This window comes from Stutzerimonas stutzeri, assembly GCF_000590475.1.
GTDB lineage: Bacteria > Pseudomonadota > Gammaproteobacteria > Pseudomonadales > Pseudomonadaceae > Stutzerimonas > Stutzerimonas stutzeri_D.
Map to the genome: position 1 here is coordinate 62832 of NZ_CP007441.1, position 26663 is coordinate 89494.

General features: G+C 62.9%; 27 protein-coding genes. 13 read left to right on the top strand and 14 right to left on the bottom strand.

Translation table 11 applies throughout. From position 1 onward, the window contains the following. Positions 1 to 2 precede the first annotated feature (2 nt). The 5 genes from CH92_RS00290 to CH92_RS00310 all read left to right on the top strand — a co-directional run bounded on the left by CH92_RS00290 (position 3) and on the right by CH92_RS00310 (position 4152). Positions 3 to 527 carry an AAA family ATPase gene (locus CH92_RS00290; RefSeq protein ID WP_025239803.1) on the top strand — a complete coding sequence of 175 codons (525 nt, stop codon included), beginning with the start codon at positions 3 to 5 and terminating at the stop codon, positions 525 to 527. A 101-nt stretch (positions 528 to 628) separates the two neighbouring features. Continuing rightward, complete coding sequence (locus CH92_RS00295) at positions 629 to 1255, top strand: Type 1 glutamine amidotransferase-like domain-containing protein (RefSeq protein ID WP_025239804.1); 627 nt, start codon at positions 629 to 631, stop codon at positions 1253 to 1255. A gap of 195 nt (positions 1256 to 1450) precedes the next feature. Beyond that, a complete protein-coding gene (locus tag CH92_RS00300; RefSeq protein WP_025239805.1) occupies positions 1451 to 1855 on the top strand; it encodes a hypothetical protein in 405 nt (134 codons plus the stop codon). A gap of 149 nt (positions 1856 to 2004) precedes the next feature. After that, positions 2005 to 3486 (top strand): YdgA family protein, encoded by a 1482-nt coding sequence (locus tag CH92_RS00305; protein ID WP_025239806.1) that lies wholly within the window; start codon positions 2005 to 2007, stop codon positions 3484 to 3486. 180 nt (positions 3487 to 3666) lie between these two features. Beyond that, positions 3667 to 4152 (top strand): DUF4126 family protein, encoded by a 486-nt coding sequence (locus tag CH92_RS00310; RefSeq protein ID WP_038622641.1) that lies wholly within the window; start codon positions 3667 to 3669, stop codon positions 4150 to 4152. A 215-nt stretch (positions 4153 to 4367) separates the two neighbouring features. On the opposite strand, the gene CH92_RS00315 is transcribed toward CH92_RS00310, so the two are convergent. From CH92_RS00315 to trpB, 9 genes are all read right to left on the bottom strand, one after another. Continuing rightward, positions 4368 to 5201: a hypothetical protein gene (locus CH92_RS00315; protein WP_025239807.1), complete on the bottom strand. Its 834-nt coding sequence runs from the start codon at positions 5199 to 5201 to the stop codon at positions 4368 to 4370. A 305-nt stretch (positions 5202 to 5506) separates the two neighbouring features. Next, entirely contained in the window at positions 5507 to 6349 is an 843-nt protein-coding gene (gene yghU / locus CH92_RS00320; protein ID WP_025239808.1) for a glutathione-dependent disulfide-bond oxidoreductase, read from the bottom strand. 339 nt (positions 6350 to 6688) lie between these two features. Then, a complete protein-coding gene (locus tag CH92_RS00325) occupies positions 6689 to 7669 on the bottom strand; it encodes an aldo/keto reductase (protein WP_025239809.1) in 981 nt (326 codons plus the stop codon). Between the two features lie 9 nt (positions 7670 to 7678). After that, entirely contained in the window at positions 7679 to 7891 is a 213-nt protein-coding gene (locus CH92_RS22460) for an aldo/keto reductase (RefSeq protein ID WP_423832761.1), read from the bottom strand. Continuing rightward, a complete protein-coding gene (locus tag CH92_RS00330; protein ID WP_423832763.1) occupies positions 7822 to 8502 on the bottom strand; it encodes an aldo/keto reductase in 681 nt (226 codons plus the stop codon). The genes CH92_RS22460 and CH92_RS00330 overlap by 70 nt, the downstream gene beginning before the upstream one ends. A gap of 242 nt (positions 8503 to 8744) precedes the next feature. After that, a complete protein-coding gene (locus CH92_RS00335) occupies positions 8745 to 9041 on the bottom strand; it encodes a helix-turn-helix transcriptional regulator (RefSeq protein ID WP_051517578.1) in 297 nt (98 codons plus the stop codon). A 5-nt stretch (positions 9042 to 9046) separates the two neighbouring features. Continuing rightward, positions 9047 to 10363: a type II toxin-antitoxin system HipA family toxin gene (locus tag CH92_RS00340; RefSeq protein WP_025239811.1), complete on the bottom strand. Its 1317-nt coding sequence runs from the start codon at positions 10361 to 10363 to the stop codon at positions 9047 to 9049. Between the two features lie 235 nt (positions 10364 to 10598). Further along, the gene (gene trpA, locus CH92_RS00345; RefSeq protein WP_025239812.1) at positions 10599 to 11408 is read right to left on the bottom strand and encodes a tryptophan synthase subunit alpha; all 810 of its coding nucleotides are present in this window, start codon (positions 11406 to 11408) and stop codon (positions 10599 to 10601) included. Then, entirely contained in the window at positions 11405 to 12622 is a 1218-nt protein-coding gene (gene trpB / locus CH92_RS00350) for a tryptophan synthase subunit beta (RefSeq protein WP_080689953.1), read from the bottom strand. The genes trpA and trpB overlap by 4 nt, the downstream gene beginning before the upstream one ends. Positions 12623 to 12740: 118 nt before the next feature. Between trpB and CH92_RS00355 the strand changes: the two genes are divergently transcribed. Continuing rightward, complete coding sequence (locus tag CH92_RS00355; protein ID WP_025239814.1) at positions 12741 to 13634, top strand: LysR family transcriptional regulator; 894 nt, start codon at positions 12741 to 12743, stop codon at positions 13632 to 13634. Between the two features lie 271 nt (positions 13635 to 13905). Then, positions 13906 to 15294: a S8 family peptidase gene (locus tag CH92_RS00360; protein ID WP_025239815.1), complete on the top strand. Its 1389-nt coding sequence runs from the start codon at positions 13906 to 13908 to the stop codon at positions 15292 to 15294. 30 nt (positions 15295 to 15324) lie between these two features. Here the strand turns inward: CH92_RS00360 and galE are convergent, their stop codons facing one another. Further along, positions 15325 to 16395, bottom strand: coding sequence for a UDP-glucose 4-epimerase GalE (galE, locus tag CH92_RS00365; RefSeq protein WP_025239816.1), 1071 nt, complete (start codon positions 16393 to 16395; stop codon positions 15325 to 15327). Positions 16396 to 16811: 416 nt separating this feature from the next. On the opposite strand from galE, the gene CH92_RS00370 reads away from it, so the two are divergent. The 6 genes from CH92_RS00370 (at position 16812) to CH92_RS00395 (ending at position 22904) form a co-directional block, all read left to right on the top strand. Then, on the top strand, positions 16812 to 17996 hold the full coding sequence (locus CH92_RS00370; RefSeq protein WP_025239817.1) for a glycosyltransferase family 1 protein: 1185 nt from the start codon (positions 16812 to 16814) through the stop codon (positions 17994 to 17996). Further along, the gene (gene glf / locus CH92_RS00375) at positions 17984 to 19225 is read left to right on the top strand and encodes a UDP-galactopyranose mutase (protein ID WP_025239818.1); all 1242 of its coding nucleotides are present in this window, start codon (positions 17984 to 17986) and stop codon (positions 19223 to 19225) included. The genes CH92_RS00370 and glf overlap by 13 nt, the downstream gene beginning before the upstream one ends. 16 nt (positions 19226 to 19241) lie before the next feature. Further along, entirely contained in the window at positions 19242 to 20399 is a 1158-nt protein-coding gene (locus CH92_RS00380; protein WP_025239819.1) for a beta-glucosidase, read from the top strand. Continuing rightward, on the top strand, positions 20396 to 22201 hold the full coding sequence (locus tag CH92_RS00385; protein WP_025239820.1) for an ABC transporter ATP-binding protein: 1806 nt from the start codon (positions 20396 to 20398) through the stop codon (positions 22199 to 22201). The genes CH92_RS00380 and CH92_RS00385 overlap by 4 nt, the downstream gene beginning before the upstream one ends. Further along, a complete protein-coding gene (locus tag CH92_RS00390) occupies positions 22198 to 22413 on the top strand; it encodes a KTSC domain-containing protein (RefSeq protein ID WP_025239821.1) in 216 nt (71 codons plus the stop codon). Before CH92_RS00385 ends, CH92_RS00390 begins: the two co-directional genes overlap by 4 nt. A 275-nt stretch (positions 22414 to 22688) precedes the next feature. Beyond that, complete coding sequence (locus tag CH92_RS00395; RefSeq protein WP_025239822.1) at positions 22689 to 22904, top strand: dodecin; 216 nt, start codon at positions 22689 to 22691, stop codon at positions 22902 to 22904. A gap of 54 nt (positions 22905 to 22958) precedes the next feature. Here the strand turns inward: CH92_RS00395 and CH92_RS00400 are convergent, their stop codons facing one another. From CH92_RS00400 to CH92_RS00415, 4 genes are all read right to left on the bottom strand, one after another. Beyond that, a complete protein-coding gene (locus CH92_RS00400; RefSeq protein ID WP_038622646.1) occupies positions 22959 to 24305 on the bottom strand; it encodes a cation:proton antiporter in 1347 nt (448 codons plus the stop codon). 257 nt (positions 24306 to 24562) lie between these two features. Beyond that, positions 24563 to 25558: an LLM class flavin-dependent oxidoreductase gene (locus CH92_RS00405; protein ID WP_025239823.1), complete on the bottom strand. Its 996-nt coding sequence runs from the start codon at positions 25556 to 25558 to the stop codon at positions 24563 to 24565. 39 nt (positions 25559 to 25597) lie between these two features. Beyond that, on the bottom strand, positions 25598 to 26008 hold the full coding sequence (locus CH92_RS00410; RefSeq protein ID WP_025239824.1) for a hypothetical protein: 411 nt from the start codon (positions 26006 to 26008) through the stop codon (positions 25598 to 25600). A gap of 122 nt (positions 26009 to 26130) precedes the next feature. Next, on the bottom strand, positions 26131 to 26556 hold the full coding sequence (locus CH92_RS00415; RefSeq protein ID WP_025239825.1) for a hypothetical protein: 426 nt from the start codon (positions 26554 to 26556) through the stop codon (positions 26131 to 26133). Positions 26557 to 26663: the final 107 nt, after the last annotated feature.

Consider the following 26663-nt stretch of genomic DNA (forward strand, 5'->3'; position numbering starts at 1 on the left):
AAATGAAGGTGTTGGTGCTGACAGGAGCCGAATCCACCGGCAAGAGCTGGCTCGCCGAACGGTTGCAGCAGCGCTTTGGTGGGTTGGTGGTGGGCGAATACGTCCGTCACTTCATCGACCGGGAACAGCGCGACACCTGCCTGGACGACATCCCCACCATTGCACGCGGCCAACTGGCGTGGGAAGACGCCGCGCGGGACAGGGCGCCTGAATTGCTGATCCTCGACACTCACCTACTGAGCAACGTGATCTGGAGCCAGACGCTATTCGGCAGCTGCCCTGCGTGGCTGGAAGACGAGCTGCTCGCCCGCCGCTACGACCAGCACCTGTTGCTATCGCCGGAAGGCGTCGGGTGGCATGGCGACGGCCAGCGCTGCCAGCCGGATGCTGTTGATCGCTGGCGTTTTCATGACGCCTGCCGGAGCTGGCTCGACCTTCACCAGCGACCCTTCGTGGAAATCGCCGGAGACTGGGCCAGCCGGGAGGCGCAGGCGGTCGCCCAGGTTCGCGCTTTATTGGCCAAGTGATGCGTTGGCGGCACGCGTAGGGGAAGCGACTGTCCTCTACCTGATAATCCGGTTCAGTCTTAGCGGAACAGGCCCGCTGGCATCTAATTAACGGGGTAGATATGAATATTTTCCTGACATCTTCATTTGCCGACGTTGCGGACCTGTTTGTTACCTTCACCAGCGGACAGTGCAAGGGCAAAACGGTGACGTTGATCCCTACTGCAAGCCTTGGTGAGGAAGTGAATGCCTATCTCACTGCGGCCAGGGAAGCGTTTATTGATGCAGGGCTGATCATCGATGAGCTTGAGGTGTCGGCGGCCCGCCCGGAAGACATCGTCGACAAGCTCGAATCCAATGACTTCATTTACGTGGCAGGCGGCAACACCTTCTTTCTGCTGCAGGAGCTGAAGCGGACCGGCGCGGACAAACTGATCGCTGAGCAGGTCAGGGCAGGCAAGTGCTATATCGGCGAGTCCGCCGGCTCTGCCGTGCTTGCTCCGAGCATCGAGTACCTGCAAGAGCTGGACGATGCCAGCGCCGCGCCAGATCTCGACTCCTTTGCGGCGCTCGCATTGTTGGATTTTTACCCGCTACCTCATTACGGAAACGCGCCCTTTAAAGATGTGGTCCAGCAGGCCTTGATCAAGTACGGCGACACCCTGGACCTTCGGCCATTCAGCAACAGCCAGGCGATTGCCATAACGGGCGGTAAGGTCGAAATCCAAACCAGCTCGGATTCACGCTGAAAGCGCGTGTAGCTATCAAGGCACGGATCTCCACGTACAGTCGCCGTTGCCGCGCACGTCGGCTACTACCGCAAGATCGCCTACTGCGGTAGGGATTTATCGAGACGGGCGAGGCTCTCATGTGGGTAGCCAGCGAGGCACCTGACGTCGAGCTGTTCGATGCGGGCGGGATGGCGTTTCGATAAAGGTGAGCGCATGGACAGTCGAGGGTTTGTTTGGGCGCATTTCAAGCTCAATGCCGAGCAGCGCCTGCGTGGGTTCAACTTCTTCGTGGTGCTGGCGATCTTTGCCGATGGCGGTGTGCTGGCCGCCTTGGAGCGCGGCTTCTCGCCAGGTTTGCTGGTGCTGCTGGGGGCCTTCACCGTGTTGCTGGCCATGGTGTTCTGGCTTGTCGATGCGCGTAGCCGTCAGCTGTTGCAGCTGACCATCACGGCGCTCAGGGAGATCGAGTCCGAGTTTCCGGCCAGCTATCGGCTATTTACCAACGATGCGCTGGGACAGAACCCGGTCATCAGCTACACCTTCGCCATCCGCGCGCTGCTGTTGGCCCAGATGGGTTTCGGCGTTGGCGTGATCGTCTATGGGCTCTACCACTGGTGATAGCGCGTCGCGGTTTGCTGCAACGTTCTCACGCTTCCCATCCCGTTACCTGGTGCGCTGGAGCCTGGGCAGGCGCGCTGCTAGAGTGCCGCCGCTTGCCAACCATCGGCTGACAGGACGTCTGCCCAGCCGCCGCACAGGATGCTTCCATGAAAAAACTCGCACTCGCCGTTGCCGTACCCCTGGCCCTTATCGGAGCCGCCACTTTTTACACCGGCACCCAGGTCGAATCGATCGCTCGCGATGCCGTTGACCAAGCCAACGTCAAGCTGCGCCAGATGGGGGGCGGCGCCGGTGCCGACGTCAGCCTGAAGCTGCTCAGCTTCGAGCGCGGTCTGCTGTCCAGCTCGGCGCGCTATCAGGTCGACGTCGAAGTGCCTGACGACGACGGCAACATCAGGCATTACCTGGTTCTGCTGAAAGACCACCTTGAGCACGGTCCATTTCCCATCTCGCGTTTGGCTCGCGGTCAACTGATGCCGGTCGCCGCCCATAGCCACGCCCAGCTCGAGCGGACCCCGCTGACCGAAAAGCTGTTCGATGCCGCCTCAGGCGAAAGCCCGCTGGTGGGCGACACCACTATCGGCTACGACGGCCGCCAATACGGCGATCTGCGCTCGGCCGCATTCAACTTCGAAGATGAAGATGGCGCGGTTCGCGTCTCGTCCGGCACGATCAATTTCGACGCGGCGAAGAACGCCACCGCCGTACGGATGAACGGCGAGCTCCCGGAAATCGACGTCAACCTGCAACACAGCGCCGTCGACAAGCCGATACGCATGAGCGTGCGCGGTATCAACCTGAGCGTCGACAACAAGGAAGATGCCAATGGCTTCGCCCTGGGGCCGTCGGCTATAACCCTCAAGCGCATGGAGATCCAGGCCGGTGACGAGCCTGCCGTGATCATCCAGGACGCGTCGTTCAACGCCGCACTGGCTGAGGGCGACCGCGGCCTCGACCTGTCGGCCGGCTACCGTGTCGGTCGGGTAGACGCGCAGGGGCAGACCTTCCGTAACCTTGCTCTGGTTTTCGGCTTACGCAATCTCGAGGGGAGCAAGCTCAAGGCGCTGGCCGATCGTTACCAGGAAATACTCGGCAGTGGTCCAACGCCGGAAGAATCGATTGCCAGCATGACCGATGACCAACAACAGGAACTGCAGGCATTGGCCCTGCAGCTACTCGAGCACAACCCCACTCTGGCCCTCGAGGAGTTCGGCTTCGAAACCGCTCACGGCACGGCTCGCCTGTCCGTCGTGGTGGATCTGCGCGAGCCAAGCGCAGAGGCGTTCACCCCCGACGCGATGATTTCCAGCATGTTGGCCTCGCTCAAGGCCGACGCCGGTATCGACAAAGGTCTGGTGCGCGATATGGTCAGCCTCGTCGCGCAGCGCCGGCAGGCGGGAGGGCAGCTGGACCCTGTGGCGCTGAAGCAGGAAGCCGACGCCAGCACTGACCTGTTCAGCAACATGGCACTCGACTCGGGCTGGTCCCGGCTGGACGGCGAGCGCCTGATCAGCTCCCTGCACTACGCCAATGATCGGGTGAACTTCAACGGTCGCGAGATGAGGGTCCAGGAATTCATCGGCTTTGCTTTCGGTTCGGCACAGGGTGCCGGTCTGCTCGGTCAGTGATGTACCGGGTATGAAAGAGGCGGCCTAGCGCCGCCTTTTTTGCATCTTCGACAATGCCACGTCCTACCGAGGGCGCGGTGGCGCTTGCGAATCCAGGCTGTCTGACGACAGCCCATCCGCTCGGCTGAACGCCTTCGTCCCGTGCCCGGTCGGTATAGATAACCACCGGGAGACTCGACGATGACAATATCCAGCAATCTGTTTTGGGGCGCATTGGCGCTTGGCCTGGTAACGGGTATGCGCAGCACGTTGGCGCCGACGATGACCAGCCGAGCGCTGGCCGCGCATGACGATATCGATTATGCCGACGAGCCGGCGCGTACGTTGGCCTCGCACTCGGTGCAGCAAGTTCTCTTGCCGATGGCGGCAGCCGAACTGCTGGGTGACAAGATGCCCTTTGCGCCGGATCGCACCATTGTCCCGTCGATGATGTTCCGCGCGCTGTCCGGTGGCGTGACGGCGGCAGCGCTGGCGGGCATGCGGCGTGAGCCGGTAGTGCTGCCTGCACTGATCGGTGCGACGGCAGCGTTGGTGTCGTCGAAGATCGGGCTGAGCCTGCGCAAGCCTTACCAGCCGCAGCCCCTGATCAATGCCGCCCTCGGGCTTGCTGAGGATGGTTTGGCGCTGACCATCGGCCGGGCGGGGCTGCGACGGGCGCTGGGTTAGGCGCGTGGGAGGGAGGCACGGTGCCGGTGCGCTTCTGGCGTTGAAAACTGGGTGGTGGATTTAAGCAGAGCGCCGCCCAGCCCATCCTAAGAGAGATGGTTGGCACAACACCCGGATCCCTTCGCGGCACCTGTACGGTGAAGCAGGCGTTGCCGTTGTCCACGTTACGTTCATGACAGGCCGCAGGTCGCGGCCTGTCATGCACTATCGAGCAATCAGCTAGGCCGCTGGATCACGCAGACTCGGTCACTGCAGGTCCCGGCCCCTTTGGAGCCGGCGCCGTTTGCGGCTGGGTGCTCACCGACACTGGAGCCTTGCGCGGTATTCCCGCCACCGGTCACAGGATTGGTGGCCAAGGTGTCTGGATAATCCGTACCGGCTCGTTTTGCGCTGCTGCCGACATCGTATTGCCCCGTGTCGACTGTCGCTGTGCGGTTGTGGTCGGTTGGCAACGCGTCATCGGTCGGTCCCGCGCCGGCGGCGTGGCTGAGCCGATCGTCATCGGAGCGGGTGTGCGCGGTCGTGGCTGCATTCGAGGTCGTGGCGTTCGATCCGGTGAAATGCTTGTCGAGATGGCTGTCGCCACCGGTCGCGCCAGCATAGGGACTGGTAGGCCCGGTATAGCCTGGGGTGGAGCTGGAGCTGGAGCTGGAGCTGGAGCTGGCGCCGTTGTCATCAATACTGAGTGCGCCGTTGTACTCGAGCGCATCACGCGCGCGAATCAGTTGATCTTCGTCGTACACGTCGACCGCGATCACCAACGAGCCTCGGCGCACTGCCTCCGGATACGCCGTGGCGTGGCGGCGATGGTCTTCATGCGGCTCATGGCCGAACAGCGACTTGAAGAAATGCGCAACCTTGGATTCGTGATGCGTGCGGTCCACGGTGCCGCCAGCGGTGGAGTAGGGCGCGTCATAGGCATGAATGTCCGCGCTATCAGCGCCTACGGAATGAATTTGCTCTTTCGCGATGCCCCGCGACATCAGATCGCCCTGGGTGCGGCTGGCATCGGTCAGCGTTGCGAACGCTGCGACCAGTGTGTGTTTCATGAGTCACCTCGCGTTGTGTTTAACAACTGGGTATGCCGAGCGTTGCGCTTATCAAGCGCCTTACGGCACGCCTGGGTGCGAGCAGCCATGACAACGGCCGAGTCATCGGTTGCGTAAGAGCAACGCTCATGAATATTGGGTCTGGCCGTACGGCTATAGTTCAGAACGGAGGGATCAGCGGTCGCAGCCAGCGGAGGGTTAAGCCAACGAGCGTTGGGGTGGCGGCGAAAGGCGCTGGCAACGGACTAGTGGGACAGGGCGCATGAGCGAATTGGGCTGAGGGGTTCCCTCAGCCCATGCCAGGCTCAGCCGAGGTCCGATGCGTCGTGGCGCTCGGGTGCCTGTTCCGACTCCTCACCCCACGTGCGGTTGACCTTGCGTCCACGGAGCACAGCGGGGCGCTCCGCGACTTCGGCGGCCCAGCGTTGTACGTGCTTGTACTCCTGAACTGAGAGAAATTCGCCCGCCTCGTACAGTTCGCCGAGGACCAGCACGCCGTACCAGGGCCAGATCGCCATGTCGGCAATGCTGTATTCATCGCCCGCGACGAAGCGGTTTTCCGCCAGCTGGCGGTCCAGCACGTCGAGCTGGCGCTTGACCTCCATGGCGTAACGGTTGATCGGGTATTCGTACTTCTCCGGCGCATAGGCGTAAAAATGCCCGAAGCCGCCACCGAGGAAGGGCGCCGAACCCATCTGCCAGAACAGCCAGTTCAGGGTTTCGGTGCGCGCGCGGATTTCCGTGGGCAGAAAAGCGCCGAACTTCTCGGCGAGGTAGACAAGGATCGAGCCGGACTCGAACACGCGCAGCGGTTCGCCCTCGACGCTGTGGTCGGTTAATGCCGGTATCTTGGAGTTCGGGTTGATCTCGACGAAGCCGCTGCCGAACTGGTCGCCGTCACCGATCTTGATCAGCCAGGCGTCGTACTCGGCGCCGCTGTGGCCGAGCGCGAGCAGCTCTTCAAGCATGATCGAGACTTTTACGCCGTTGGGCGTGGCCAAGGAATACAGCTGCAGCGGATGCTTGCCCACCGGCAACGCCTTCTCCTCCCGCGCGCCGGCGGTGGGGGCGTTGATACTGGCGAACTTGCCGCCCGACGGCGCGTCGTGCGTCCAGACCTTGGGCGGTACGTAAGGGGTATCAGGCATGAACACTTTCCTCGAATGGCTACTGGGGATGTGCAGGGCATGCTACGCGCCCGCACGGCGCTGTCGAAATCGAGCCGACTGATATTGGTCATCGATGGGTGCTGGTTTGTTTTGCGAGGCGGGTACCAAGTGAGCGGGAAATTCGTAGGCTGGGCTTCAGCCCACCAATACCGGCTGGCCGTCCAAAGAAGGGCAGCCGATGCCCTAGCCGATGAGGCGTGTGGTGGGCTAAAGCGGAGCGCCGCCCGGCCCACCCTGCGGGTTGCGGCTGGGCTCGGTATCGATGGATATCGCTGCAGCCGTAGGTGGGTGCGATCAAGCAGAACGGCGGCGACGGCCTCAGCTGAAACCAACCACGGGATGCGGCACGTAGGGCTTTTCGAGTTCGGCGATTTCATCCTCGCTCAGCCTTAATTCGAGCGCGGCGACGGCGTCGTCCAGGTGATGCGGCTTCGAGGCGCCGATAATCGGGGCCGTCACTTCGGCCTTTTGCGCCACCCAGGCCAGCGCCACCTGCGCCCGCGGTACGCCCCGTGCCTCGGCGATCCGCGCCACCGCTTCTACGACGCGCTTGTCTGCTTCCTCGGTGGCGCCATACAGCGTGCGGCCGAAGTCATCGGTCTCGCTGCGCGCACTGCTGGTGTCCCAGTCGCGGGTCAGTCGACCGCGGGCCAGTGGGCTCCACGGGATCACCCCGATGCCCTCGGCGGCGCACAGCGGCAGCATCTCGCGCTCTTCCTCTCGGTTGAGCAGGTTGACGTGGTTCTGCATGCTGACGAAACGGGTCCAGCCGTGACGGTCTGCTGTGTACAGCGCCTTGGCAAATTGCCAGGCGTACATCGACGAGGCGCCGATGTAGCGCGCTTTGCCGGCCTTGACCACATCGTGCAGCGCTTCGAGGGTTTCTTCGATGGGCGTGGCGTAGTCCCAGCGGTGAATCTGATACAGATCGACATAGTCGGTGCCCAGGCGCTGCAGGCTCTCGTCGATGGCATTGAAGATCGCCTTGCGCGACAGGCCGCCGTTGTTCGGTTTATCCCGTAGCGGCATGTAGACCTTGGTTGCCAGCACCACTTCGTCGCGACGCGCGAAGTCCTTCAGCGCGCGGCCAACGATCTCCTCGCTGGTCCCATCGGAATAGGCATTGGCCGTGTCGAAAAAGTTGATGCCCAGCTCCAGCGCCTTCTTGATGAACGGCCGGCTCTGCGCCTCATCCAGTGTCCAGGGATGTTTGCCTCGGTCGGGAATGCCGTAGGTCATGCAGCCCAGGCAGAGTCGTGAAACCTTCAGCCCGGTTCGTCCAAGATTGATGTAATCCATGCGGCCTCCTCAGTTCAGGGTTGATGGATCAGGGCCGATGCGCTCGCCGCGATCAAGGGTGGCGATCTTCGAGATGTCGTCAGGATCGAGGGAGAAGTCGAACAGGTCGAAGTTCTCGCGCAGTCGTTCAGCATGGACCGACTTCGGGAAAATCACGAACCCGTTGTCCAGATGCCAGCGCAGCACAACCTGCGCGGGCGTCTTGCCGTACTTTTCCGCCATTGTCTTGATGGCTGGGTCGGCAAGCACATCACCGCCACGCGCAAGTGGGCTCCAGGCCTCGGTGGCATGCCCTTGGCGGCGTGATATTCGACCAGCTCCCGCTGTTGCAGATACGGATGTAGCTCGATTTGGTTCACCACCGGGACCTCACCGGTTTCGCTGATCAGCAGTTCGATGTCTTCGACGCGGAAGTTCGACACGCCGATGGACGTCACGCGGCCCTCTTCCCGCAGGCGCAGGAAGGCTTTCCAGGTGGCGAGAAATTCACCCCGCTGCGGGCAGGGCCAGTGGATGAGGTACAGATCGAGCGTGTCGAGCTTCAGCTTTGCCATGCTCTCGTCAAAGGCACGCAGGGTACTGTCGTAACCCTGCTGGTCGTTCCACAGCTTGGTGGTGATGAAAAGCTCTTCGCGTGGCAAGCCGGCCGCTGCGATGGCTTCCCCCACACCCTCTTCGTTCTTGTAGATGGCGGCGGTGTCGATGTGCCGGTAACCGATGTCGAAGGCGTCCAGCACGGCCTGGCGGGTCTTCTCGGCGGGAATCTGAAACACGCCGAGGCCGAGCTGGGGGATGTCATGACCGTCTTTCAATGCGATGGGGGGAATTGTCATTAGGAGCCCTCTTGGCAGCGATGCGGGGCGGATGCCGTCCGCCTGTCGTTTTCATCCGACTATAAGGGCGGGGCTTTGATCGATGGCGGATGACGAAAGGGAGGCAATGGTTATATCCGATGCCGTTCAGCGAAACGCCTGAGGCGGATCGATGCGGTTCAGCTGGCGCCATGCGGCGCAGAAATCACCCGAAGCGCCGAGCTCGGACAGCAGATGCCAAACGGCGTGGCGGGCCGCGGTTCTCACGCCGACGGCGGCTGGCCCGTGGGCTCGGCATAGGCATCCACCATAGCCAGCGAAATCCGCATTCCGAATACCCTGAACACGGATTGGAGTGTCTTCAGCGTAGGGTTACCGTCGCCATGCTCCAGATGGTTCTGCGCACGCATGGATATCTTGCACATCCTGGCAAACTGAGCCTGGTTCAGGCCGGTGACTTCGATGCGCAACCGCTTGATCGCCTCGGGCATGCCCAGCGTGCCGGCGGCAACTTGCTGGCAGATCGAGCGAATGAGCCGGTCGCGCTCTTCAATCGTCATGTTTTTCACAGTAAACCCCAAGCCTTGAGGCTGGCTGCGGCTTTCAGCACGGGCAGCCGGTTGTCGGCCTTTCTGATGGCCGGCGGAAGATCGAGCAGCAAATCTGGCAGGGCGAGGAATGAACGCGCTGCGTCACGGAGGCGCTCAAAGGTGATGTCGGCTGGCGCAAAAGGCGCCAGCGCATCGCATACCGCTCTCCATTGCGGCTCGCCGAGTCGCTCGTCTTTCCATTTGGTGACGCGCGTGATGCCCTCGGGATCGAGCACCATTGGCGCAAGGTCGTAAATAGGCGCCAGCGTTAGCCGGTCTGCATGGCGAAGAATCGAAGTATTGCGACCATGATTGTCTGAATTACCCAGCAGGCGATTCAGCAAGTCTCGGCGGACGTATTCGAAAACCAGATCTTCGACGTCCGCCTTCTGGCCGGCTTCGATCCACAGTTCAACCAACCGCGCGACGACCTGTTCGTGGGCCATGTGCGACCCGGGCTGAACGTTGTTGCAGATCGAGTAGACAGACTCCGCGGCGATTCGCTTGACCTGGCCGTCCACCACGCGGCGATCAAAGCGAGGCATCCAGAGGCTGGGTTTTTCATCCTCTTCCAGGGCCAGCCCATCGGCTGGGATGGTATCCAGCCCAAGCTGGTTGATGGCCCGGTAGTAGTGATATTCGGCGCGCAGAATTTCCCGGTCTCGTTCACCGGCCTGGTTACGGGCAAACTTTACGAGCCAGTGCCGGCATACCTTTTCATCGGCCAGCGTGGCGTCAGCATGCAACTCGCCTGCGGCATCTTCGGCTAGCAGCAGCTTGGGCGCTTCGCCGCCCGCACCGGTCGCACCGCCGATGGCTGCGCCCTGCTCATAGGCGTACTCGAGAAACGTATTGGTTCGCGTGACAACTTCTGCGCGGGGGAAGGCCACGTCGCTTTCCCCGAGGTGAGCCACGGATTCCTTTATCCGCAGGTGCCCGATGGGGGCAGGCGTGCAACGTTCAAGGAGGAACAGATCGAGGGCGAGGTCCTCAGGCCGCTCGTGTCCGAAGCGCTTTAGCAACGACTTGCGAGCCGCACCGGAGGGCAGCAGGTCATAGATAAAGGCTGGAAAGCCGACCGAATGCTGACTGTTCCAGCCAAGTCGATTGCACACGGCCACGGACGGGGAGAACGGCGTATCCAGCGCGTCCAGGTGCTCGATGAGATAAGTATGGTCGTAACCGATTGTGCAGCGAGCCGTATCGATTTTCTTCGGGTGCGTGAATGTCAGGATGGCAGCGTCCTGCCATCGTGAATCAGTGAAAACCTGGAGGGAGAGGCGATAAGGCATGGCTAGCGTTCAGTTTGCACTTCATTGCAAATAACCTTAGGCCCACCCATTCAAGATTGCAATAAAGTGCAAATAAAAAGGCGAAGCCGATGGTATTTTGCATTTCAATGCAAGTTTGCAGGAGGCTCCGCCCCGAGTGATCTCTAGCCAGCTGAGTGGAGCCTGATCCTCTAACTCAAAAAGAAACCGCTGGACCCAAACGGGCGCAGCGGTTTTGGGTCGCGACCGGATCAGCTCAGCCGCGTGCTGTTCGCACGCCTTCACTCAAGTCGCGGCACAGGCTCAGAACACCGTTTACGGCTTGTTCGGACGATTCGGCATTGGCGATCTGGTCGATCAGCGCCGAGCCGACGACTACGCCATCAGCCAGACGGGCAATGGCGGCGGCCTGTTCGGGGGTGCGGATGCCGAAGCCTATGCAGAGAGGCAGGTCGGTGTGGCGCTTCAGCCGCGCAACGGCTTCTTCGACGTGTTCCAGCGTGGCGGAACCGGCACCGGTCACACCCGCCACCGAGACGTAGTAGACGAAGCCGGAACTATTGTTGAGCACGACCGGCAGGCGCTTGTCGTCGGTGGTCGGGGTGGTAAGGCGGATAAAGTCGATGCCTGCGGCCTGGGCCGGGTCGCAGAGGTCTTCGTTATGTTCCGGCGGCAGGTCGACGACGATCAGACCATCCACGCCGGCTTCCACGGCTTCGGCCAGGAAGCGCTCCACGCCCATCTTGTGGATCGGGTTGAAGTAGCCCATCAACACCAGCGGCGTGTCCTGATTGCCTTGGCGGAACTCGCGGACCATTTGCAGGGTTTTCGCCAGGTCCTGCTTGGCAGTCAGGGCGCGGATGTTGGCCAGCTGGATCGCCGGGCCGTCGGCCATGGGATCGGTGAAGGGCATGCCCAGCTCGATCACGTCAGCGCCCGCGGCGGGCAGGCCTTTTAGAATCTCCAGCGAGGTGGCGTAGTCCGGATCGCCGGCGGTCACGAAGGTCACCAGCGCGGCGCGGTTTTCCTGTTTCAGCTGGGCGAAGCGCGTCTGCAGGCGGCTCATATATGTTCTTCCTGTTCGTCGTAGTGGTGCATGACGGTTTGCATGTCCTTGTCACCGCGGCCGGAGAGGTTGACGACCATAAGGTGATCCTTCGGCAGCGTCGGTGCGCGTTTGAAGACTTCGGCCAGCGCGTGGGCGCTCTCCAGGGCCGGAATGATGCCTTCAAGACGGCAGCATTTGTGGAAGGCGTCGAGTGCTTCCTTGTCGGTGATCGAGGTGTACTCGACACGGCCAATGTCGTGCAGCCAGGCGTGCTCGGGGCCGATGCCGGGGTAGTCGAGGCCGGCCGAGATGGAGTGGGCATCGATGATCTGGCCGTCTTCGTTCTGCAAGAGGAAGGTGCGGTTGCCGTGCAGTACGCCGGGGACGCCGCCGTTGAGGCTCGCCGCGTGCTGGCCGGTCTCGATACCGTGGCCGGCCGCTTCGACGCCGATGATCGCCACGCTCTGGTCATCGAGGAAGGGGTGGAACAGGCCCATGGCGTTGGAGCCACCGCCGATGCAGGCGACCAGCGAGTCGGGCAGGCGTCCTTCCTGGGCGTGCAGCTGGTCGCGGGTTTCCTTGCCGATCACGGCCTGGAAATCGCGGACCATGGCCGGGTAGGGGTGCGGGCCGGCGACGGTGCCGATCAGGTAGAACGTGGTGTCGACGTTGGTCACCCAGTCGCGCAGGGCTTCGTTCATCGCATCTTTCAAGGTGCCGGTGCCGGCGGTGACCGGGATCACTTCGGCGCCCAAGAGCTTCATGCGGAAGACGTTGGCCTGCTGACGGTCGATGTCAGTGGTGCCCATGTAAATCACGCACTGCATGCCGAAGCGCGCGGCGACGGTGGCGGTGGCCACGCCGTGCATGCCGGCGCCGGTCTCGGCGATGATGCGCTGCTTGCCCATGCGCCGCGCCAGGAGGATCTGGCCGATGCAGTTGTTGATCTTGTGCGCGCCGGTGTGATTCAGCTCTTCGCGCTTGAGGTAGATCTTCGCGCCGCCGCAGTGCTCGGTCAGGCGTTCGGCGAAGTACAGCGGGGAAGGGCGGCCGACGTAGTCGCGCTGGAAGTAGGCCAGTTCCTTGGCGAACTCGGGGTCGGTCTTGGCTTTTTCGTATTCGGCGGCCAGCTCATGAATGAGCGGCATCAGGGTTTCGGCGACGTACTGACCGCCGAAGTGGCCGAACAGGCCCTTGGCGTCAGGGCCGTTGCGCAATGAGGTCATGGTCATCTCCTGCAGGGAAGCGGTGCTCCGCGTAATGGCGGATGCGCGATGGATCGAAAACTAACTGACTTGGCCCTCGATAAAAAGCGATAAGATCGCCTCAACCTGTCAGGAAATATCACCAATGAACCAAGCTCTGCCCCCACTGAATGCCCTGCGTGCCTTCGAGGCGGCTGCTCGGCTGCAGAGCGTAAGCCAAGCGGCGGCGGAGCTCAGCGTCACCCACGGCGCCGTCAGCCGACAGATCCGGGTGCTGGAAGAGCACCTTGGCGTGGCGCTGTTCAGCAAGGAAGGACGCGGCGTAAAACTCACCGATGCCGGGTTGCGGCTGAGGGATGCGGCAGGCGATGCCTTCGAACGGCTCCGCGGGGCTTGTATTGAGCTGCGCCAGCAGACCGCCGATGCGCCGTTCGTCCTGGGATGCCCGGGCAGCCTGTTGGCCCGTTGGTTTATCCCGCGACTCGACCGCCTCAACCGCGAGTTGCCGGATCTGCATTTGCAGCTGTCTGCCAGCGAAGGCGAACTGGACCCCCGGCGCACCGGCCTGGACGCCACACTGTGGTACGCGGAACCGCCGTGGCCGGCCGATATGCAAGTGCACGAGCTGGCCGTCGAGCGCATCGGTCCGGTGTTGAGCCCACACCATCCGCGCTGTTCAGCATTGAGCCAGGCGCAGCCGGGTGACGTGTTGAGCGAGCCATTGTTGTACACCGCGTCCCGGCCGCAGGCCTGGCCGGCCTGGGCCAGCGGTAACGGGCTCGATCCGGCCCGATTGAAGATGGGGCAGGGTTTCGAGCACCTTTATTTTCTGCTGGAAGCAGCATTGGCCGGTCTCGGCGTGGCCATCGCGCCGCAGCAATTGGTCGCTGATGATCTGCGCCAGGGACGCTTGCTGGCGCCTTGGGGGTTTGTCGAGACTCGAGCCAGGCTGGCCCTATGGGTGCCATCTCGTCAGCCGGATCGTCGTGCGGAGCGACTGGCCGCGTGGCTCCGTAACGAGATGGACTCAGCTGCGTAGCGACAGCGGGGTGTGGCTTCGAGGGCGTAGCCGCGGTGCTCCGCTTCAGCCTGGGCGCGCCGTTGCTAAAGCCATCTGATAGATCGATGTGAAATCGACCGCGCTGCCGTTCGGTGGCCGAACTCAGCACGATTAAGCGCTACCGACAAACGGCGCGTCGCTCGTCCGGCGCCGCTAAAACGCTGCCTAACTTCCCGTTACATTCGCCTCAACCCGTTCTGGGGATGCCTGCAATGGGCGGGCTGTCTGCAGTCGTTCAAGGAGAACAGTGATGGTCATAAAACGGCGTGTCGGTCTGGGTCTGTGTGCGCTGCTGGTTACCGGAGCGGCGCAGGTGTCAGCAAAACAGGATCCGACGGTGGATGCTTCGCTCAAGGCAGGCAGGCCTTTCGTCGAAGGCGAGCTGCTGGTGCAATTCAAGGCCGATGCGTCGGAAGTGGGCAAGGAAACTGCGCTGACCAGGCGCGGCGCCAAGCGGGCGCAGAAGCTGCTCGACAAAGCGGCTCGCAGAGATGCCAAAGGTGATCTGATCCGCGCGAGGCTTGGTAAGGGCAAAAGGGTGAACGCGGCGCTCCTTGCCGAAATCGCCGCCGATCCAACGGTGGAGTTCGTCGAACCGAACTGGATCTATCACACGCAGGTAACCAACCCCAACGACCCGGGGCTCGGCATGCTCTGGGGATTACAGGGCGCGACCACTTCGCCGACCCATCCCTACGGCAGCGGTGCCCTGGCTGCCTGGAACGCCGGCGCGCTGTGCTCCAAAAAGATCCATGTCGGCATCGTCGATGAAGGGGTAATGGCGACTCATGGTGATCTGCGCGCCAATGTCTGGATCAACGCCGGCGAAGGCAGTCGGGCCGATCGCCTGGATAGCGACGGCAACGGCCTGGTCGACGACATCCTGGGTTGGGATTTCGCCGCCAACAACGCCAGCATATTCGATGGGCCGGTCGACGATCACGGCACCCATGTCGCCGGTACCATCGCGGCGGTGGCGAACAACGGTGCCGGCGTGGTCGGTGTCTGCTCAACGGCGAAATACATCACCGCGAAATTTCTCGGCGTAAACGGTGGCACCACGGCCGACGCGGTGAAGGCCATCAATTACCTGACGCAGCTCAAGCTCGCGAGGAAAATCAATCTGGTTGCCACCAACAATTCCTGGTCCGGTGGCGGGTATTCGCAGGCGCTGTATAACGCGATTCAGGCGGCGGGGAAGGCCAATATCCTGTTCATTGCAGCGGCAGGAAACGACGGGCTCAACCTCGATACGACGCCGACCTATCCGGCCAGCTACAAGCTGCCCAACGTGATTGCGGTGGCTGCCATCGAGCGAACCGGGCAGCGCGCCTATTTTTCCAACTACGGCGCCAACAGCGTGCACATCGCGGCACCTGGCGTCGATATCCTCTCAACGGTTCCGACCGCGACCGGTACCGCGGGTTACGCCTACATGAGTGGGACGTCCATGGCGACGCCCCATGTAACCGGAGCGGCAGCGCTTTACGCCTCGCTGAATCCCTGCGCCACTAGCGTACAAATTCGCGAGGCGTTGCTGCGATTGGCGGTGCGTGACCCACAGCTGACCGGTGTGGTTCAGCAGAACCGCCGCCTCGACGTATCGAAGATTCGCCGCGAGCTGGCCTGCGCGCCCTGACGACTAGCCTCGCCATCGCCGCGCAAGTCCTTAGCTGGCCAGCGCGGTGTTGGCGGCGGCGTTCGCCTCCTGCTTGACCGTGACCTTGTCTGCGGCATAACCCTGCGGGTTGCGGCTCTGCCAGCGCCAGGCGTCGGTGAGCATCGTCAGCAGGTCCTTTTCCGCCTGCCAGCCGAGCTCCTCGCGGGCCTTGGTCGGGTCCGACCAGCATTGGGCAATATCGCCCGGACGGCGCGCCCTGAACATATGCGGTAGCGGTCGGCCGATGACTTCCTCGAACGCCGTGATCATCTGCCGTACCGAGTAGCCACGGCCGGTGCCGAGATTCCAGACGCAAACGCCGTGAACCCGATTCAGCTGGTCCAGCGCCTTCAAGTGGCCCTTGGCCAGGTCGACCACATGGATATAGTCGCGCACGCCGGTGCCGTCCGGGGTCGGATAGTCGGCGCCGTAGACGTTCAGCTGCTTTCGGCGACCGACCGCCACCTGCAGCATGTAGGGCAGCAGATTGTTGGGGATGCCATTGGGGTCTTCGCCGATCAGCCCGGACTCATGTGCGCCGATCGGGTTGAAGTAGCGCAGCAGGGCGATCGACCAGCGCGGATCAGATTCGGCCAGCCCTTTGAGTACATTTTCGGCCATCAGCTTGGACTGGCCGTAGGGATTGGTCGGTAAGCCGGTCGGGCAGTTCTCGGTAATCGGCATCCGCGGGGAATCGCCATAGACCGTCGCCGATGAGCTGAATACCAGCTTGAAAATGCCGGCTTCGGCCATCGCCTGGCATAGCGCGATGCTGCCGCTGACATTGGTCTCGTAGTAGCGCAGCGGTTCGCGCACGCTCTCGCCGACGGCCTTGAGCCCTGCGAAATGCAACACGGCGCTCACAGGATAGGAAGCGAACAGGGCATTGAGCAGCGAGCGATTGCGCACGTCGCCCTTGATGAACTGGGCCGGGCGGCCGGCGAGGGCTTCGACCCGTTCCAGCGCAACCTTGGAACTGTTGCAAAGGTTGTCCAATACCAGCACTTCGTGGCCCGCCAAGAGCAGCTCCAGCACGGCGTGCGACCCGATGTAACCCGCTCCACCTGTTACGAGAATCATGTGTCTACCTCGCATACCGAAATTATTCGACGCGCACGGGGGATGCGCGGCTGGCCGTATGAGCGCGGCCGCTGCATGCATCTCCAAGGTTGGGTACGGCAAAAACGGGAGGCGCTTCTTCACTGCCGAAGCACGCAACGCCGATACCGGCAAATCAGGCGTCCTGTGATAGGGACGGGAGGAAGGGCGGCCAAGTTCCAACGCGGCGACGGTCAGCCGATGACCGACCTCCCAGCGACGGCATGGGGAACCTTGACTTGCCCTGTGTCGTCCATAGCCGGCGGGTTGCGCTTGGTGACGCCTGAGGGTTCGTGCGCTAGCGAATCCGACTTTTCTTCCGCCTGTGCAGGCTGCGCAGGCTCATGCGATGCGGCAGAACGGACTCTGGAGGACTTCGCAATCAGCAAGAGGTAGCCATGAGCTGGGCCGGCCCTTACCAATACGAGATTGGAAAATCCCCCAACAAGCAGGAGACGTCGCCCGAAGTCGTTTTCGATGAGCTGGCGCCTACGCTGCTGTGTCTGTCGCATCTGCGCTGGAGCTTCGTCTACCAGCGCCCCCAGCACCTGATGTCCCGGTTCGCACGGGATTACAACGTGCTGTTCTTCGAGGAACCGATCCCCACCGAGGATGCCCAGCCGTGGCTGGAGGTACGCCCCGAGGAGAACGGCGTGCAGGTCCTGGTGCCGCGCCTGCCGCAAGGCTGCGAAGGCGAGACGGCGCTGCGCGTGCAACGTGACCTGCTCGACGGCTATCTGGCCAAGCTCGGCGCCAACGAACTGATGCTCTGGTACTACACGCCGATGGCGCTGGGCTACGCCGGACATTTGAAGCCCAAGCTCACCGTCTACGACTGCATGGACGAGTTGTCCGCGTTTCGCGGCGCGCCGCCGGAACTGGTGCAGCGCGAACGTGAATTGCTGCAGCGCGCCGACGTGGTCTTCACCGGCGGCTACAGCATCTGGGAAGCCAAGCGTGAGCTTCACGACAACGCCTTCGCCTTCCCAAGCAGTGTCGACGTGGCGCACTTCGCCGAAGCCCGGCGGACCCAGGCCGATCCCGATGACCAGGCCGAAATCCCGCAGCCGCGCCTGGGCTTCTACGGCGTGATCGACGAGCGTTTCGATATCCAGCTGGTGGCTGAGATCGCCGTGAAGCGCCCCGAATGGCAGTTCGTACTGGTCGGCCCGGTGGTCAAGATCGACCCGGCCGACCTGCCGCAGCGTGACAACATCCACTACCTGGGCGGCAAGACGTACGATGAGTTGCCCCAATACTTGTCTGGCTGGGACGTGGCGATCATGCCCTTCGCGATGAATGAGTCGACCCGGTTCATCAGCCCCACCAAGACCCCGGAATATCTCGCCGGTGGATGCCCAGTGGTGTCCACGCCGATCAAGGACGTGGTGCGCACCTATGGGGATACCGAGATCGTCTACATCGCCGACACGCCGGAGGCGTTCATCGCCTCGGTCGAGAAGGCCCTGGCCGACGGTGAGGACCGCGACCGCCTGCTGAAAACCGCTGACGAGATTCTGGGAGACATGTCCTGGGACCACACCTGGGCGTTGATGAAGGAGAAGATGCAATGCGCGATCTGAGCCTGCGAGACAGCAATCCCGAGCACGCAGGCGGCGGCGCCAGCGAACGCGCCTCCAGCGGCCGGCGGGGATTCGACTACCTGATCGTTGGTGCCGGTTTCGCCGGCAGCGTGTTAGCCGAGCGCCTGGCGGCCGGGTTGAACAAGCGCGTGTTGGTGGTCGACCGCCGCCCGCACATCGGCGGCAATGCCTATGACCATTACGACGAAGCCGGCGTGCTGATCCACCGCTACGGCCCGCACATCTTCCACACCAATGCCCAGCGCATCGTCGATTACCTTTCGCGATTCACCGAGTGGCGCCCCTACGAGCACCGCGTACTGGCGCAGGTAGACGGGCAGGAAGTACCGATCCCGATCAACATGACCACGCTGAACAAGCTCTACGGCCTCGAAATGACCACCGAGCAGGAAGCAGCCGATTTCCTCGCCAGCCGCGCCGAGCCGGTGGCGGACATTCAGACCAGCGAAGACGTGGTGATCAACGGCATAGGTCGCGAGCTGTATCAGAAGTTTTTCCGCGGCTATACCCGCAAGCAGTGGGGCCTGGACCCGTCGCAGCTGGACAAGTCGGTGACCTCGCGCATTCCCACACGCACCAACACCGACGACCGCTACTTCACCGACACTTTCCAGCAGATGCCCAAGTACGGCTACACCAAAATGTTCGAGAAGATGCTCGCGCACCCGAACATCAAGGTGATGATCAACACCGACTACCGCGAGATCCGAGACGAGGTGCAGTTCGATCACCTGATTTTCTGCGGGCCGGTCGACGAATATTTCGATTACCGCTTCGGCAAGCTGCCTTATCGCTCGCTGAAGTTCGAGCACAAGCAACTGGATCAGGAGCAATTCCAGGCGGTCGGCACGGTCAACTATCCGAGCGAGGACGTGCCCTACACGCGCATCAGCGAGTACAAGCACCTCACCGGGCAAGTGCACCCGAAGACCAGCATCACCTACGAATACCCCTCGGCCGAAGGCGACCCCTACTACCCGATCCCTCGGCCGGAGAACGCCGAGTTGTACAAGCGCTACCAGAAACTCGCGGACGAGACGCCGGGCGTCACCTTCGTCGGCCGGCTCGGTACTTACAAGTACTACAACATGGACCAGGTGGTCGGTCAGGCGCTGGCCGTGTACAAGCGCATCGAGGAGGCCGAGCACGGACCAGCGGCTGGCGAGAGCGCCGAGCACAGTCATTCCCTGGCCGAACAGGCTCCCTGAAAAAACGAGGCACGCGATGCATCAGCCAACGCTGTTCCAAAGCTTTTTTCTGGGCGGCTTCGAATGCTCGAACCATCGTCGCAGCGATGGCCGGCGGCTTGATCTGCTCGCTGCTACCGGACATGATCGCTGGGCCGCGCATGATTACGCCGTGCTCCACCGTCATGGCCTGCACAGCGTGCGCGACGGCCTGCGCTGGCACCTGATCGAGCGCACGCCGGAGCAGTACGACTGGTCGAGCTTTCTGCCAATGCTGCAAGCGTCGCACCGGCAGGGGACCCAGGTGATCTGGGATTTGTGCCACTACGGCTGGCCGGATGACCTCGACATCTGGCGACCGCAATTCGTCGACCGGTTTGCCCGCTATGCCGGGGCAGTTGCCCAGCTGGTCAAGGACGAAACCGGCACTGTGCCGTTCTACGCACCGTTGAACGAGATCTCGTTTTGGGCCTGGGCTGGCGGAGACGTCGCCTATTTCAATCCTATGGCCAGAGGGCGCGGTTTCGAGCTCAAGCATCAGCTGGTGCGGGCGACCATCGCCGCCATGGAAGCGATCCGTGCCGTCGACCCACGGGCGCGCTTCGTCCAGGTCGACCCGGCCATCCATGTGGTATCGCCCAACGACAGGCCAGGACCGCAGCGCGACGCCGAACGCCTCCGGCAGTCACAGTTCGAGGCCTGGGATATGCTCTGCGGCGAGGCCTGGCCTGGCCTCGGCGGTGCGCCGGAATACCTCGACGTGCTGGGTGTCAATTACTACTCCGATAACCAGTGGTACCACGGCGATGGCCGCACCATCGAGCGCGACAACCCGGACTATCGTCCTTTCAAGGGCATCCTCAGCGAGATCTGGCAGCGCTACAAACGCCCCTTGGTGATTGCCGAAACCGGTGCCGAGGGTGACGTGCGCGGCGACTGGCTGCGTTATGTCAGCGAGCAGGCGGGACTGGCCATGCAGCGCGGCGTGCCGGTGGAAGGGATCTGCCTGTATCCGGTGCTGGACTATCCGGGTTGGACCGACGATCGCCACTGCCCGGTCGGGCTGCTGGGCTTTCCAGATGAAAACGGCAATCGCCGCATCCATGACGGGCTGGCCGACGAGCTGCGGCTGCAACAACACCGTTTCAGCCAGCAAAGCCCAGCGCCGCAATACACCGAAGAAGCCGTCACATGAACGCGCCGGCCGGGGTTCCAAAGGCGAAACCGAAGCCGGCTCCGCTACCGAGCCGGCCAGTGGTCTTTCTCTGGCGTTACATCTGTGCAAGACCCTGGCATTTCGGCGGCCTGCTTGCGTTGATCGTGGGTGCGGCCAGTTGCGCTGTGGCCGTGCAGTACGGCATGAAGCTGCTGGTGGATTCCATGGCCCAGGGCAGTTCGGACCGCAGCACCGCCAACGTCTGGTTCCCGCTGGGGTTGTTCATCGGCCTGATCGTCATCGAAAACGTCTTCTGGCGTCTCGGCGGTTGGCTCGGCTGCCGCACCGTGGTGGCCAGCGTAGTGGACCTGCGCGTCGATCTGTTCAAACACCTGACCGGCCATCCGATGCGCTACTTCAGCGAGCATTTCGCCGGCTCGCTGGGTAATCGCATTTCCGCGGTGGGCCAGGCGGCCGGCGCCATTTACGGCGGGCTGGCGTGGAAGATCGTGCCGCCCATCGTCGATTTTCTCGGTGCCGTGGTGGTGCTGCTCACGGTGGATGTGCGCATGGCCGTGGCGCTGATCCTGTTCGTCGCCATCGTCGCCGCGTTGATCACCGGCTTCGGCATTCGTGGCCGCGCCAAGCATCAGCGCTTCGCCGCCCAGTCGGCTCGGGTCGGCGGCGAGCTGGTGGATGCGGTCTCCAACGTATGGACCATCAAGGCCTTCTCAGCCCGCGACCGCGAGGCCGAGCGGCTCGCACAGGAGATCGGTTACGAAGCACGCGCCCAACGCCGCAGCTGGATGTACCTGGAAAAGGCGCGGGTGATGCATGACATCTGCCTGTCGGTGATGGCCGGCGGCATGCTGATCTGGGCGATCAATTTATGGATCGGGGGCTCGGTGACCGCTGGCGACGTGGTGCTGGTCAGTGCGCTGACGTTCCGCATCCTGCATGGCTCGCGTGACCTGGCTCTGGCGCTGGTGGACACCACGCAGCAGGTCGGCGCCATCGACGACACCCTGCGCATCATCGTCCAGCCGCATGGTCTCACCGACAGCGACGCGCAGTTGCTGCTCGCCGAGGGCGATATCACCTTCAACGACGTCAGCTTCAGCTATCCCGGCCGCGGTACGGTGTTTCAGCAGCTCAACCTGCATATTCCGGCCGGGCAGAAGGTCGGCGTGGTGGGCTCGTCCGGCGCCGGCAAGTCGACCCTGATCAACCTGATCCAACGCCTGGACGACGTGCAGGAAGGGCGCATCCTGATCGACGGGCAGGACATCCGCAGCGTCAGCCAGGACAGCCTGCGCGAACGCATCGCAGTGGTGCCGCAGGAAACCGCGCTGTTCAATCGCAGCATTCGCGAGAACATTCGCTACGGTCGCCCCTCTGCGACCGACGCAGAGGTGATCGAGGCCGCGCGCAGCGCCTTTTGCGATGGTTTCATCCGTGACTTGCCGCAGGGTTACGACACCCTGGTGGGCGAGCGTGGGGTGATGCTCTCCGGCGGCCAGCGTCAGCGTCTAGGCATCGCTCGGGCGTTCCTGAAGAACGCGCCGATCCTGATCCTCGATGAGGCCACGTCGGCGCTCGATACCCAGTCCGAAGCCGAAATCCAGGTCGCACTCAATGATCTGGTGCACAACCGCACCGTGGTGGCGGTGGCGCATCGGCTGTCGACCCTGTCGAGCTTCGACCGGATCATCGTGCTGCGCGACGGGCGCATCGTCGAGGATGGCCCACCGCACGAGTTGCGCCGCCGTGGCGGCGAGTTCGACGCGCTGTGGCGAATGCAGGCCGAAGGGTTCAAGCAACAACCCGATCCGGCGGTATGAAGCGCGTCGCCGTCACCTCCCGCAGCCTTCGGGAGTTGGGATACGACCCTGACGAGCAGGCGCTGGAAGTGTTGTTTCACAACGGTTCGCTGTACCGCTACGAGAAGGTGCCCGCAGACGTGGTACAGGCGCTGCTCGAGGCCGATTCTCTGGGGCGGTATTTCAATCAGATATTCAAACCCCACCATTACCGCTATCGGCGCCTGGAATAGTCTGGTTGGCGGACCACGTAGCCATGTAGTGCGGGCTTCAGCCCACCAAAGGGATTGATCTTGCCGGTGCGCTGAAGCCCACCCTACGGCTAACGAGAAAGCCCGCCAGGTCATCCATTCCACCCTATCCGGCCGGCTATCGGGTGATTTCGCAACACATTCAGCGCCTCGATTGAGTCCGCCTCGCTGAACTTCCGGGCTGCTCCGCGGGCCTCAATTGGACAGGACGCGTCATTACCGAGCGGAGGCTCTTCAGACCAGAAGGGGATTTATTCATGTCGGATCATCACACGTACAAGAAGGTTGAAATCGTCGGCTCCTCGCGTAACAGCGTCGACGAAGCGATTCAGAACGGCATCGCCGAGGCCAGTAGCAAGCTGCAGAACGTCGAGTGGTTCGAGGTGGGCGAAATCCGTGGCCACGTCGAAGACGGCAAGGTTGGCCATTTCCAAGTCACCATGAAAGTCGGCTTCCGCCTCGCCGACAGCTGATCGTTATCTGGTCGCGGGCGACGCCGTCGGCTGCATGCCTGGGGTTTGTCTGGCTCAAACCCCTCGGCTGCGCTCGTAGCGCCGCAACAGCGGTTGGGTGCTGAGGCCATGAATCAGAATGCTCAGCGCCACCACCGGAATCACCAGCCGGATGACCTGATCAGCCTCGTCCGGCAGTAGACCATGGGTCACCGCGTAGCTGAGGTAGTACAGGCTGCCGATGCCCCGAATGCCGAACCAGCCGACGGTGAACAGCTGGGTGCGGTCCAGATACCGCCGTGGCATCAGCAACCATACGCTCAATGGACGAATCAGCACGAACAGCGCCAGCGCCAGGGGTACCGCGCGCCAATCCCAGTGCACCGACACCAGCACGCCGAGCATGGTCACCAGCAGCACTTCCAGGCTGCGTTCCAGCTGGCCGCCAAAGGTCAGGATGTCGCCCATCATCACCCCTGCCGCCACCTTGGGTTCTGCGATGCGCTGGCTCTCCAGCGGCAGCTCACGGGGCGTCATGCCGCCTTCGACCACATGCGGAACCGCATGCGCGATCAGCTCTTCGGATGGTGTCTCGGATCGCTTGGCCACCGAGACTTCGGCACGCCGCAGGCCAAGCCCGGCGGCGAACACCGCGAGAAAACCCCAGGCACCGATCAGCTCGGCGCCGACATAGGCGAGCGCGATCAACGCCAGCGCCAGCGAATCGTTCGGTGACATCGATGTATCGGCATTTCTGCTGCGTAAAAAGATTGCGAGCTTGCCGATCAGTTTGCCCAGCATGTAGCCGAACAGTAGCCCGGCCGGAACGGCCCAGACCAGCCGATGCAGGGCCCATTCGCCGACCCAGCCCAATGCCAGCGTCTCCTGCTCGATCAGCAGCAGGGCGAACACCACGAAGGGAAAGGCTGTGCCGTCGTTGAAGCCGGCTTCGCCAGACAGGCCATAACGCACGTGATCGCTGTCGCGGGAGTTGCTGACCTGCACCAAGCTGGCCAGCACCGGATCGGTGGGGGCCAGGATCGCACCGGTCAGCACCGCCAGCCCCCAATTGAGCCCCAACAGGTAATGGCAGAACAGCGCGACACCGGCGATACAGGCGAGCATTACCGGACCGGCCAAGATATAGGTGCTGCGCCACGCCGGATGACCCAGCGGCATGCGCAGCTTCAGCCCGCTGACGAACAGCGAGACCAGCACCACGACTTCGGTAAGGTGTTCCATCCAGTCGGCGATTAGCAGGAAATCCATTTCCCACAACCCGATCCCGAGCTGCCCGATCAGCAACCCGAAGCCCAGATAGATCAATGAGGTGGTAACCGGCAACCAGCGCAGATAGGCCGATGCCAACGCGAGGATCAGCAGCAGGACGCCAAGCACGGCCATCCATTCGAGAAAATTCATTCAGTGTTCCGCAAACAAGCGTGACGCGCAGAAGTGCGCATGGGCTGCTGGTTCGATCGGCACGACTCGATGGGGTTCAGCGGCATTCGTCGCGGCCCCAGCATGGGTGTCTACCTTTCGTGGAAGGCTCCCCCCGCGGAGCGAAGCCTTTGGGGCTTGGCAGAGTGCGGCCTGCATTTGCCGCGCGGTGCGCCTGCTACTGAAACGGTTCAGTGCAGGGCTCCGGCTCGGTGTTTTTGCGCGTCCCTTCGCTGGCCTCAACGCAGCCCGGCGAGAATCTCGAACGCGTGGTGGCGATCCGCGGTCTCGTAGAAGTCGCAGGTGAAAATCAATTCATCCGCTTGGGTCTGTTCCAACAGAATCTCCAGCCGCGCACGGATCTTGTCCGGCCCGCCGATCAGCGCCATGCCGAGGAAATTGCCCACCGCGTCCTGCTCGTGCGGCAGCCACTTGCCCTGCATGCTCTCCACGGGCGGCACCAGGACCAGACTTTGCCCGCGGATCAGCGCCAGGATGCGCTGGAAGGCGGTGGTCGCCAGGTACTCGGCCTGCTCGTCGGTGTCGGCGGTCATCAAGGGCACACCGAGCATGACGTAGGGCTTGTCGAGCACCTCCGAGGGGCGGAAGTTCTCGCGGTACAGGCGAATCGCCTCGTGGGCGTAGCGCGGCGCGAAATGCGAGGCGAAGGCGTAGGGCAGGCCCTTGGCTGCGGCCAGCTGCGCGCTGAACAGGCTGGAGCCGAGCAACCAGATGGGCACGTTGCTGCCAACCCCGGGCATGGCGATCACCCGTTGGTTGCGCTGGCGTGGGCCTAGAAGTAACTGCAATTCTTCTACATCCGCCGGAAAGTCATCGGCGCTGCCCATGCGGTCTCGGCGCAGGGCGTGAGCGGTGAACTGGTCGGCACCCGGGGCGCGACCCAGACCCAGCTCGATGCGCCCAGGATAGAGGGCTTCGAGTGTGCCGAACTGTTCGGCGATCACCAGCGGCGCGTGGTTGGGCAGCATGACGCCACCGGCCCCCAGGCGAATTCGCGAGGTGCCGGCGGCCAGATAGCCGATCAGCACCGAAGTGGCCGCGCTGGCAATACCGTCCATGTTGTGATGCTCGGCCACCCAGAAGCGCTCGAAGCCGAGCTTCTCGACATGCTGCGCCAAGGCCAGCGAGTTGCGCAGGGCGAGCCCGGCGTCGCCGTCATCACGGATCGGTGCCAGGTCAAGGGTGGAAAAGCGGGTGTGCTCGATACGGGACATCGTCTACCTCTGTGCTGACGGATGGGTCGGCCACGCGACTCAGTAGCAATGCTCGGCCTCGGCGCGGGCCAATACGGTGCGCTGTTCGTCGTACAGCCAACCTTGCGGTGTGAAGCCTAGCGAGCGCGCCTCAAACAGGTAGCGCCGCCCGGCCTGAAAATCGTCATAACGGATGACCATGGTACAGCGCAGGTACTGGGTGTCGCCGAAATCGCCCAGTCCGCCACTGCTGATTTCGAATTCGTAGCGCGCCTCTAGTTCATGCGCCCCCGGGCTGACCTGGAAATAGCGACCATCCGGCGTGCGTTTGTCGTCCAGGCGGTCGGACATGAAGATATCGCTGGGCTGCGCGCTCATCTCGACCCAGGCCATGCCGGGGTCTGGCGCAGGCAGAGGGCCGGCGCAGGCGGTCAAGCCGAGCACCAGGAGCATTGGGAATGTCGGGCGCATGGTGATGAATCCTCCGGGTGGCCGCCGCATCGGCGCGTGCTGTCGCGCTCGGCATTGAGCCTGAGCCAGAGACGGCTATCTTTCAACGACTGCACCGCGGCGCAACGGTTCACCGCAGAAGGTCAGCGCGTCGCGACACCGCCGCAGCCGCGCTCGGTGGCCTTGGCCAGCAGCTGATCATGCTGATCGTAGAGCCGCGCCCAAGGGCGGAAGCCGTAGCCGCCGGCGACGAGGCGGTAGCGGGCACCCGCATCGAAGCTGTCGTATTCCAGGGTCAGGCGGCAGTCGCGCTCAAGCGCTTCGCTGCCGCGGCCGACATCGGCTGCGCCCACTTCGAAGCGGTAGCGCATGCCCAGCTGATGACTGCCTGGGGGAACCTGGAAGTAACGATGGTCGTCCAGCGGACGTTGATCCACGGCGACCGCCTTCAGTTCGGTTTCTTCCAGCGGGGCCAGCTCGATCCAGGCCTGGTTGGGGTCCGGCTGGGGCATCCATAGCGCGCAACCGCCCTGGATGGACAGCACAAGCGCAAGCAACAGAATTCGCATGAATAGGTCTCCGACCGCTGGCTAGGCGGTCTGGCTGCAAGGGCACGGGTGCCTTCAATGGTTGGGCGGGCTTCGATGTCGTTGTAGGCTCAGCGCACCGACGACGA

Bases quoted from the DNA above. Each gene is read 5' to 3' on its own strand.
- CH92_RS00290 (WP_025239803.1), top strand. From the start codon at position 3: ATGAAGGTGTTGGTGCTGACAGGAGCCGAATCCACCGGCAAGAGCTGG.
- CH92_RS00295 (WP_025239804.1), top strand. From the start codon at position 629: ATGAATATTTTCCTGACATCTTCATTTGCCGACGTTGCGGACCTGTTT.
- CH92_RS00300 (WP_025239805.1), top strand. From the start codon at position 1,451: ATGGACAGTCGAGGGTTTGTTTGGGCGCATTTCAAGCTCAATGCCGAG.
- CH92_RS00305 (WP_025239806.1), top strand. From the start codon at position 2,005: ATGAAAAAACTCGCACTCGCCGTTGCCGTACCCCTGGCCCTTATCGGA.
- CH92_RS00310 (WP_038622641.1), top strand. From the start codon at position 3,667: ATGACAATATCCAGCAATCTGTTTTGGGGCGCATTGGCGCTTGGCCTG.
- CH92_RS00315 (WP_025239807.1), bottom strand. From the start codon at position 5,201: ATGAAACACACACTGGTCGCAGCGTTCGCAACGCTGACCGATGCCAGC.
- yghU (WP_025239808.1), bottom strand. From the start codon at position 6,349: ATGCCTGATACCCCTTACGTACCGCCCAAGGTCTGGACGCACGACGCG.
- CH92_RS00325 (WP_025239809.1), bottom strand. From the start codon at position 7,669: ATGGATTACATCAATCTTGGACGAACCGGGCTGAAGGTTTCACGACTC.
- CH92_RS22460 (WP_423832761.1), bottom strand. From the start codon at position 7,891: ATGGCGGAAAAGTACGGCAAGACGCCCGCGCAGGTTGTGCTGCGCTGG.
- CH92_RS00330 (WP_423832763.1), bottom strand. From the start codon at position 8,502: ATGACAATTCCCCCCATCGCATTGAAAGACGGTCATGACATCCCCCAG.
- CH92_RS00335 (WP_051517578.1), bottom strand. From the start codon at position 9,041: ATGACGATTGAAGAGCGCGACCGGCTCATTCGCTCGATCTGCCAGCAA.
- CH92_RS00340 (WP_025239811.1), bottom strand. From the start codon at position 10,363: ATGCCTTATCGCCTCTCCCTCCAGGTTTTCACTGATTCACGATGGCAG.
- trpA (WP_025239812.1), bottom strand. From the start codon at position 11,408: ATGAGCCGCCTGCAGACGCGCTTCGCCCAGCTGAAACAGGAAAACCGC.
- trpB (WP_080689953.1), bottom strand. From the start codon at position 12,622: ATGACCATGACCTCATTGCGCAACGGCCCTGACGCCAAGGGCCTGTTC.
- CH92_RS00355 (WP_025239814.1), top strand. From the start codon at position 12,741: ATGAACCAAGCTCTGCCCCCACTGAATGCCCTGCGTGCCTTCGAGGCG.
- CH92_RS00360 (WP_025239815.1), top strand. From the start codon at position 13,906: ATGGTCATAAAACGGCGTGTCGGTCTGGGTCTGTGTGCGCTGCTGGTT.
- galE (WP_025239816.1), bottom strand. From the start codon at position 16,395: ATGATTCTCGTAACAGGTGGAGCGGGTTACATCGGGTCGCACGCCGTG.
- CH92_RS00370 (WP_025239817.1), top strand. From the start codon at position 16,812: ATGAGCTGGGCCGGCCCTTACCAATACGAGATTGGAAAATCCCCCAAC.
- glf (WP_025239818.1), top strand. From the start codon at position 17,984: ATGCGCGATCTGAGCCTGCGAGACAGCAATCCCGAGCACGCAGGCGGC.
- CH92_RS00380 (WP_025239819.1), top strand. From the start codon at position 19,242: ATGCATCAGCCAACGCTGTTCCAAAGCTTTTTTCTGGGCGGCTTCGAA.
- CH92_RS00385 (WP_025239820.1), top strand. From the start codon at position 20,396: ATGAACGCGCCGGCCGGGGTTCCAAAGGCGAAACCGAAGCCGGCTCCG.
- CH92_RS00390 (WP_025239821.1), top strand. From the start codon at position 22,198: ATGAAGCGCGTCGCCGTCACCTCCCGCAGCCTTCGGGAGTTGGGATAC.
- CH92_RS00395 (WP_025239822.1), top strand. From the start codon at position 22,689: ATGTCGGATCATCACACGTACAAGAAGGTTGAAATCGTCGGCTCCTCG.
- CH92_RS00400 (WP_038622646.1), bottom strand. From the start codon at position 24,305: ATGAATTTTCTCGAATGGATGGCCGTGCTTGGCGTCCTGCTGCTGATC.
- CH92_RS00405 (WP_025239823.1), bottom strand. From the start codon at position 25,558: ATGTCCCGTATCGAGCACACCCGCTTTTCCACCCTTGACCTGGCACCG.
- CH92_RS00410 (WP_025239824.1), bottom strand. From the start codon at position 26,008: ATGCGCCCGACATTCCCAATGCTCCTGGTGCTCGGCTTGACCGCCTGC.
- CH92_RS00415 (WP_025239825.1), bottom strand. From the start codon at position 26,556: ATGCGAATTCTGTTGCTTGCGCTTGTGCTGTCCATCCAGGGCGGTTGC.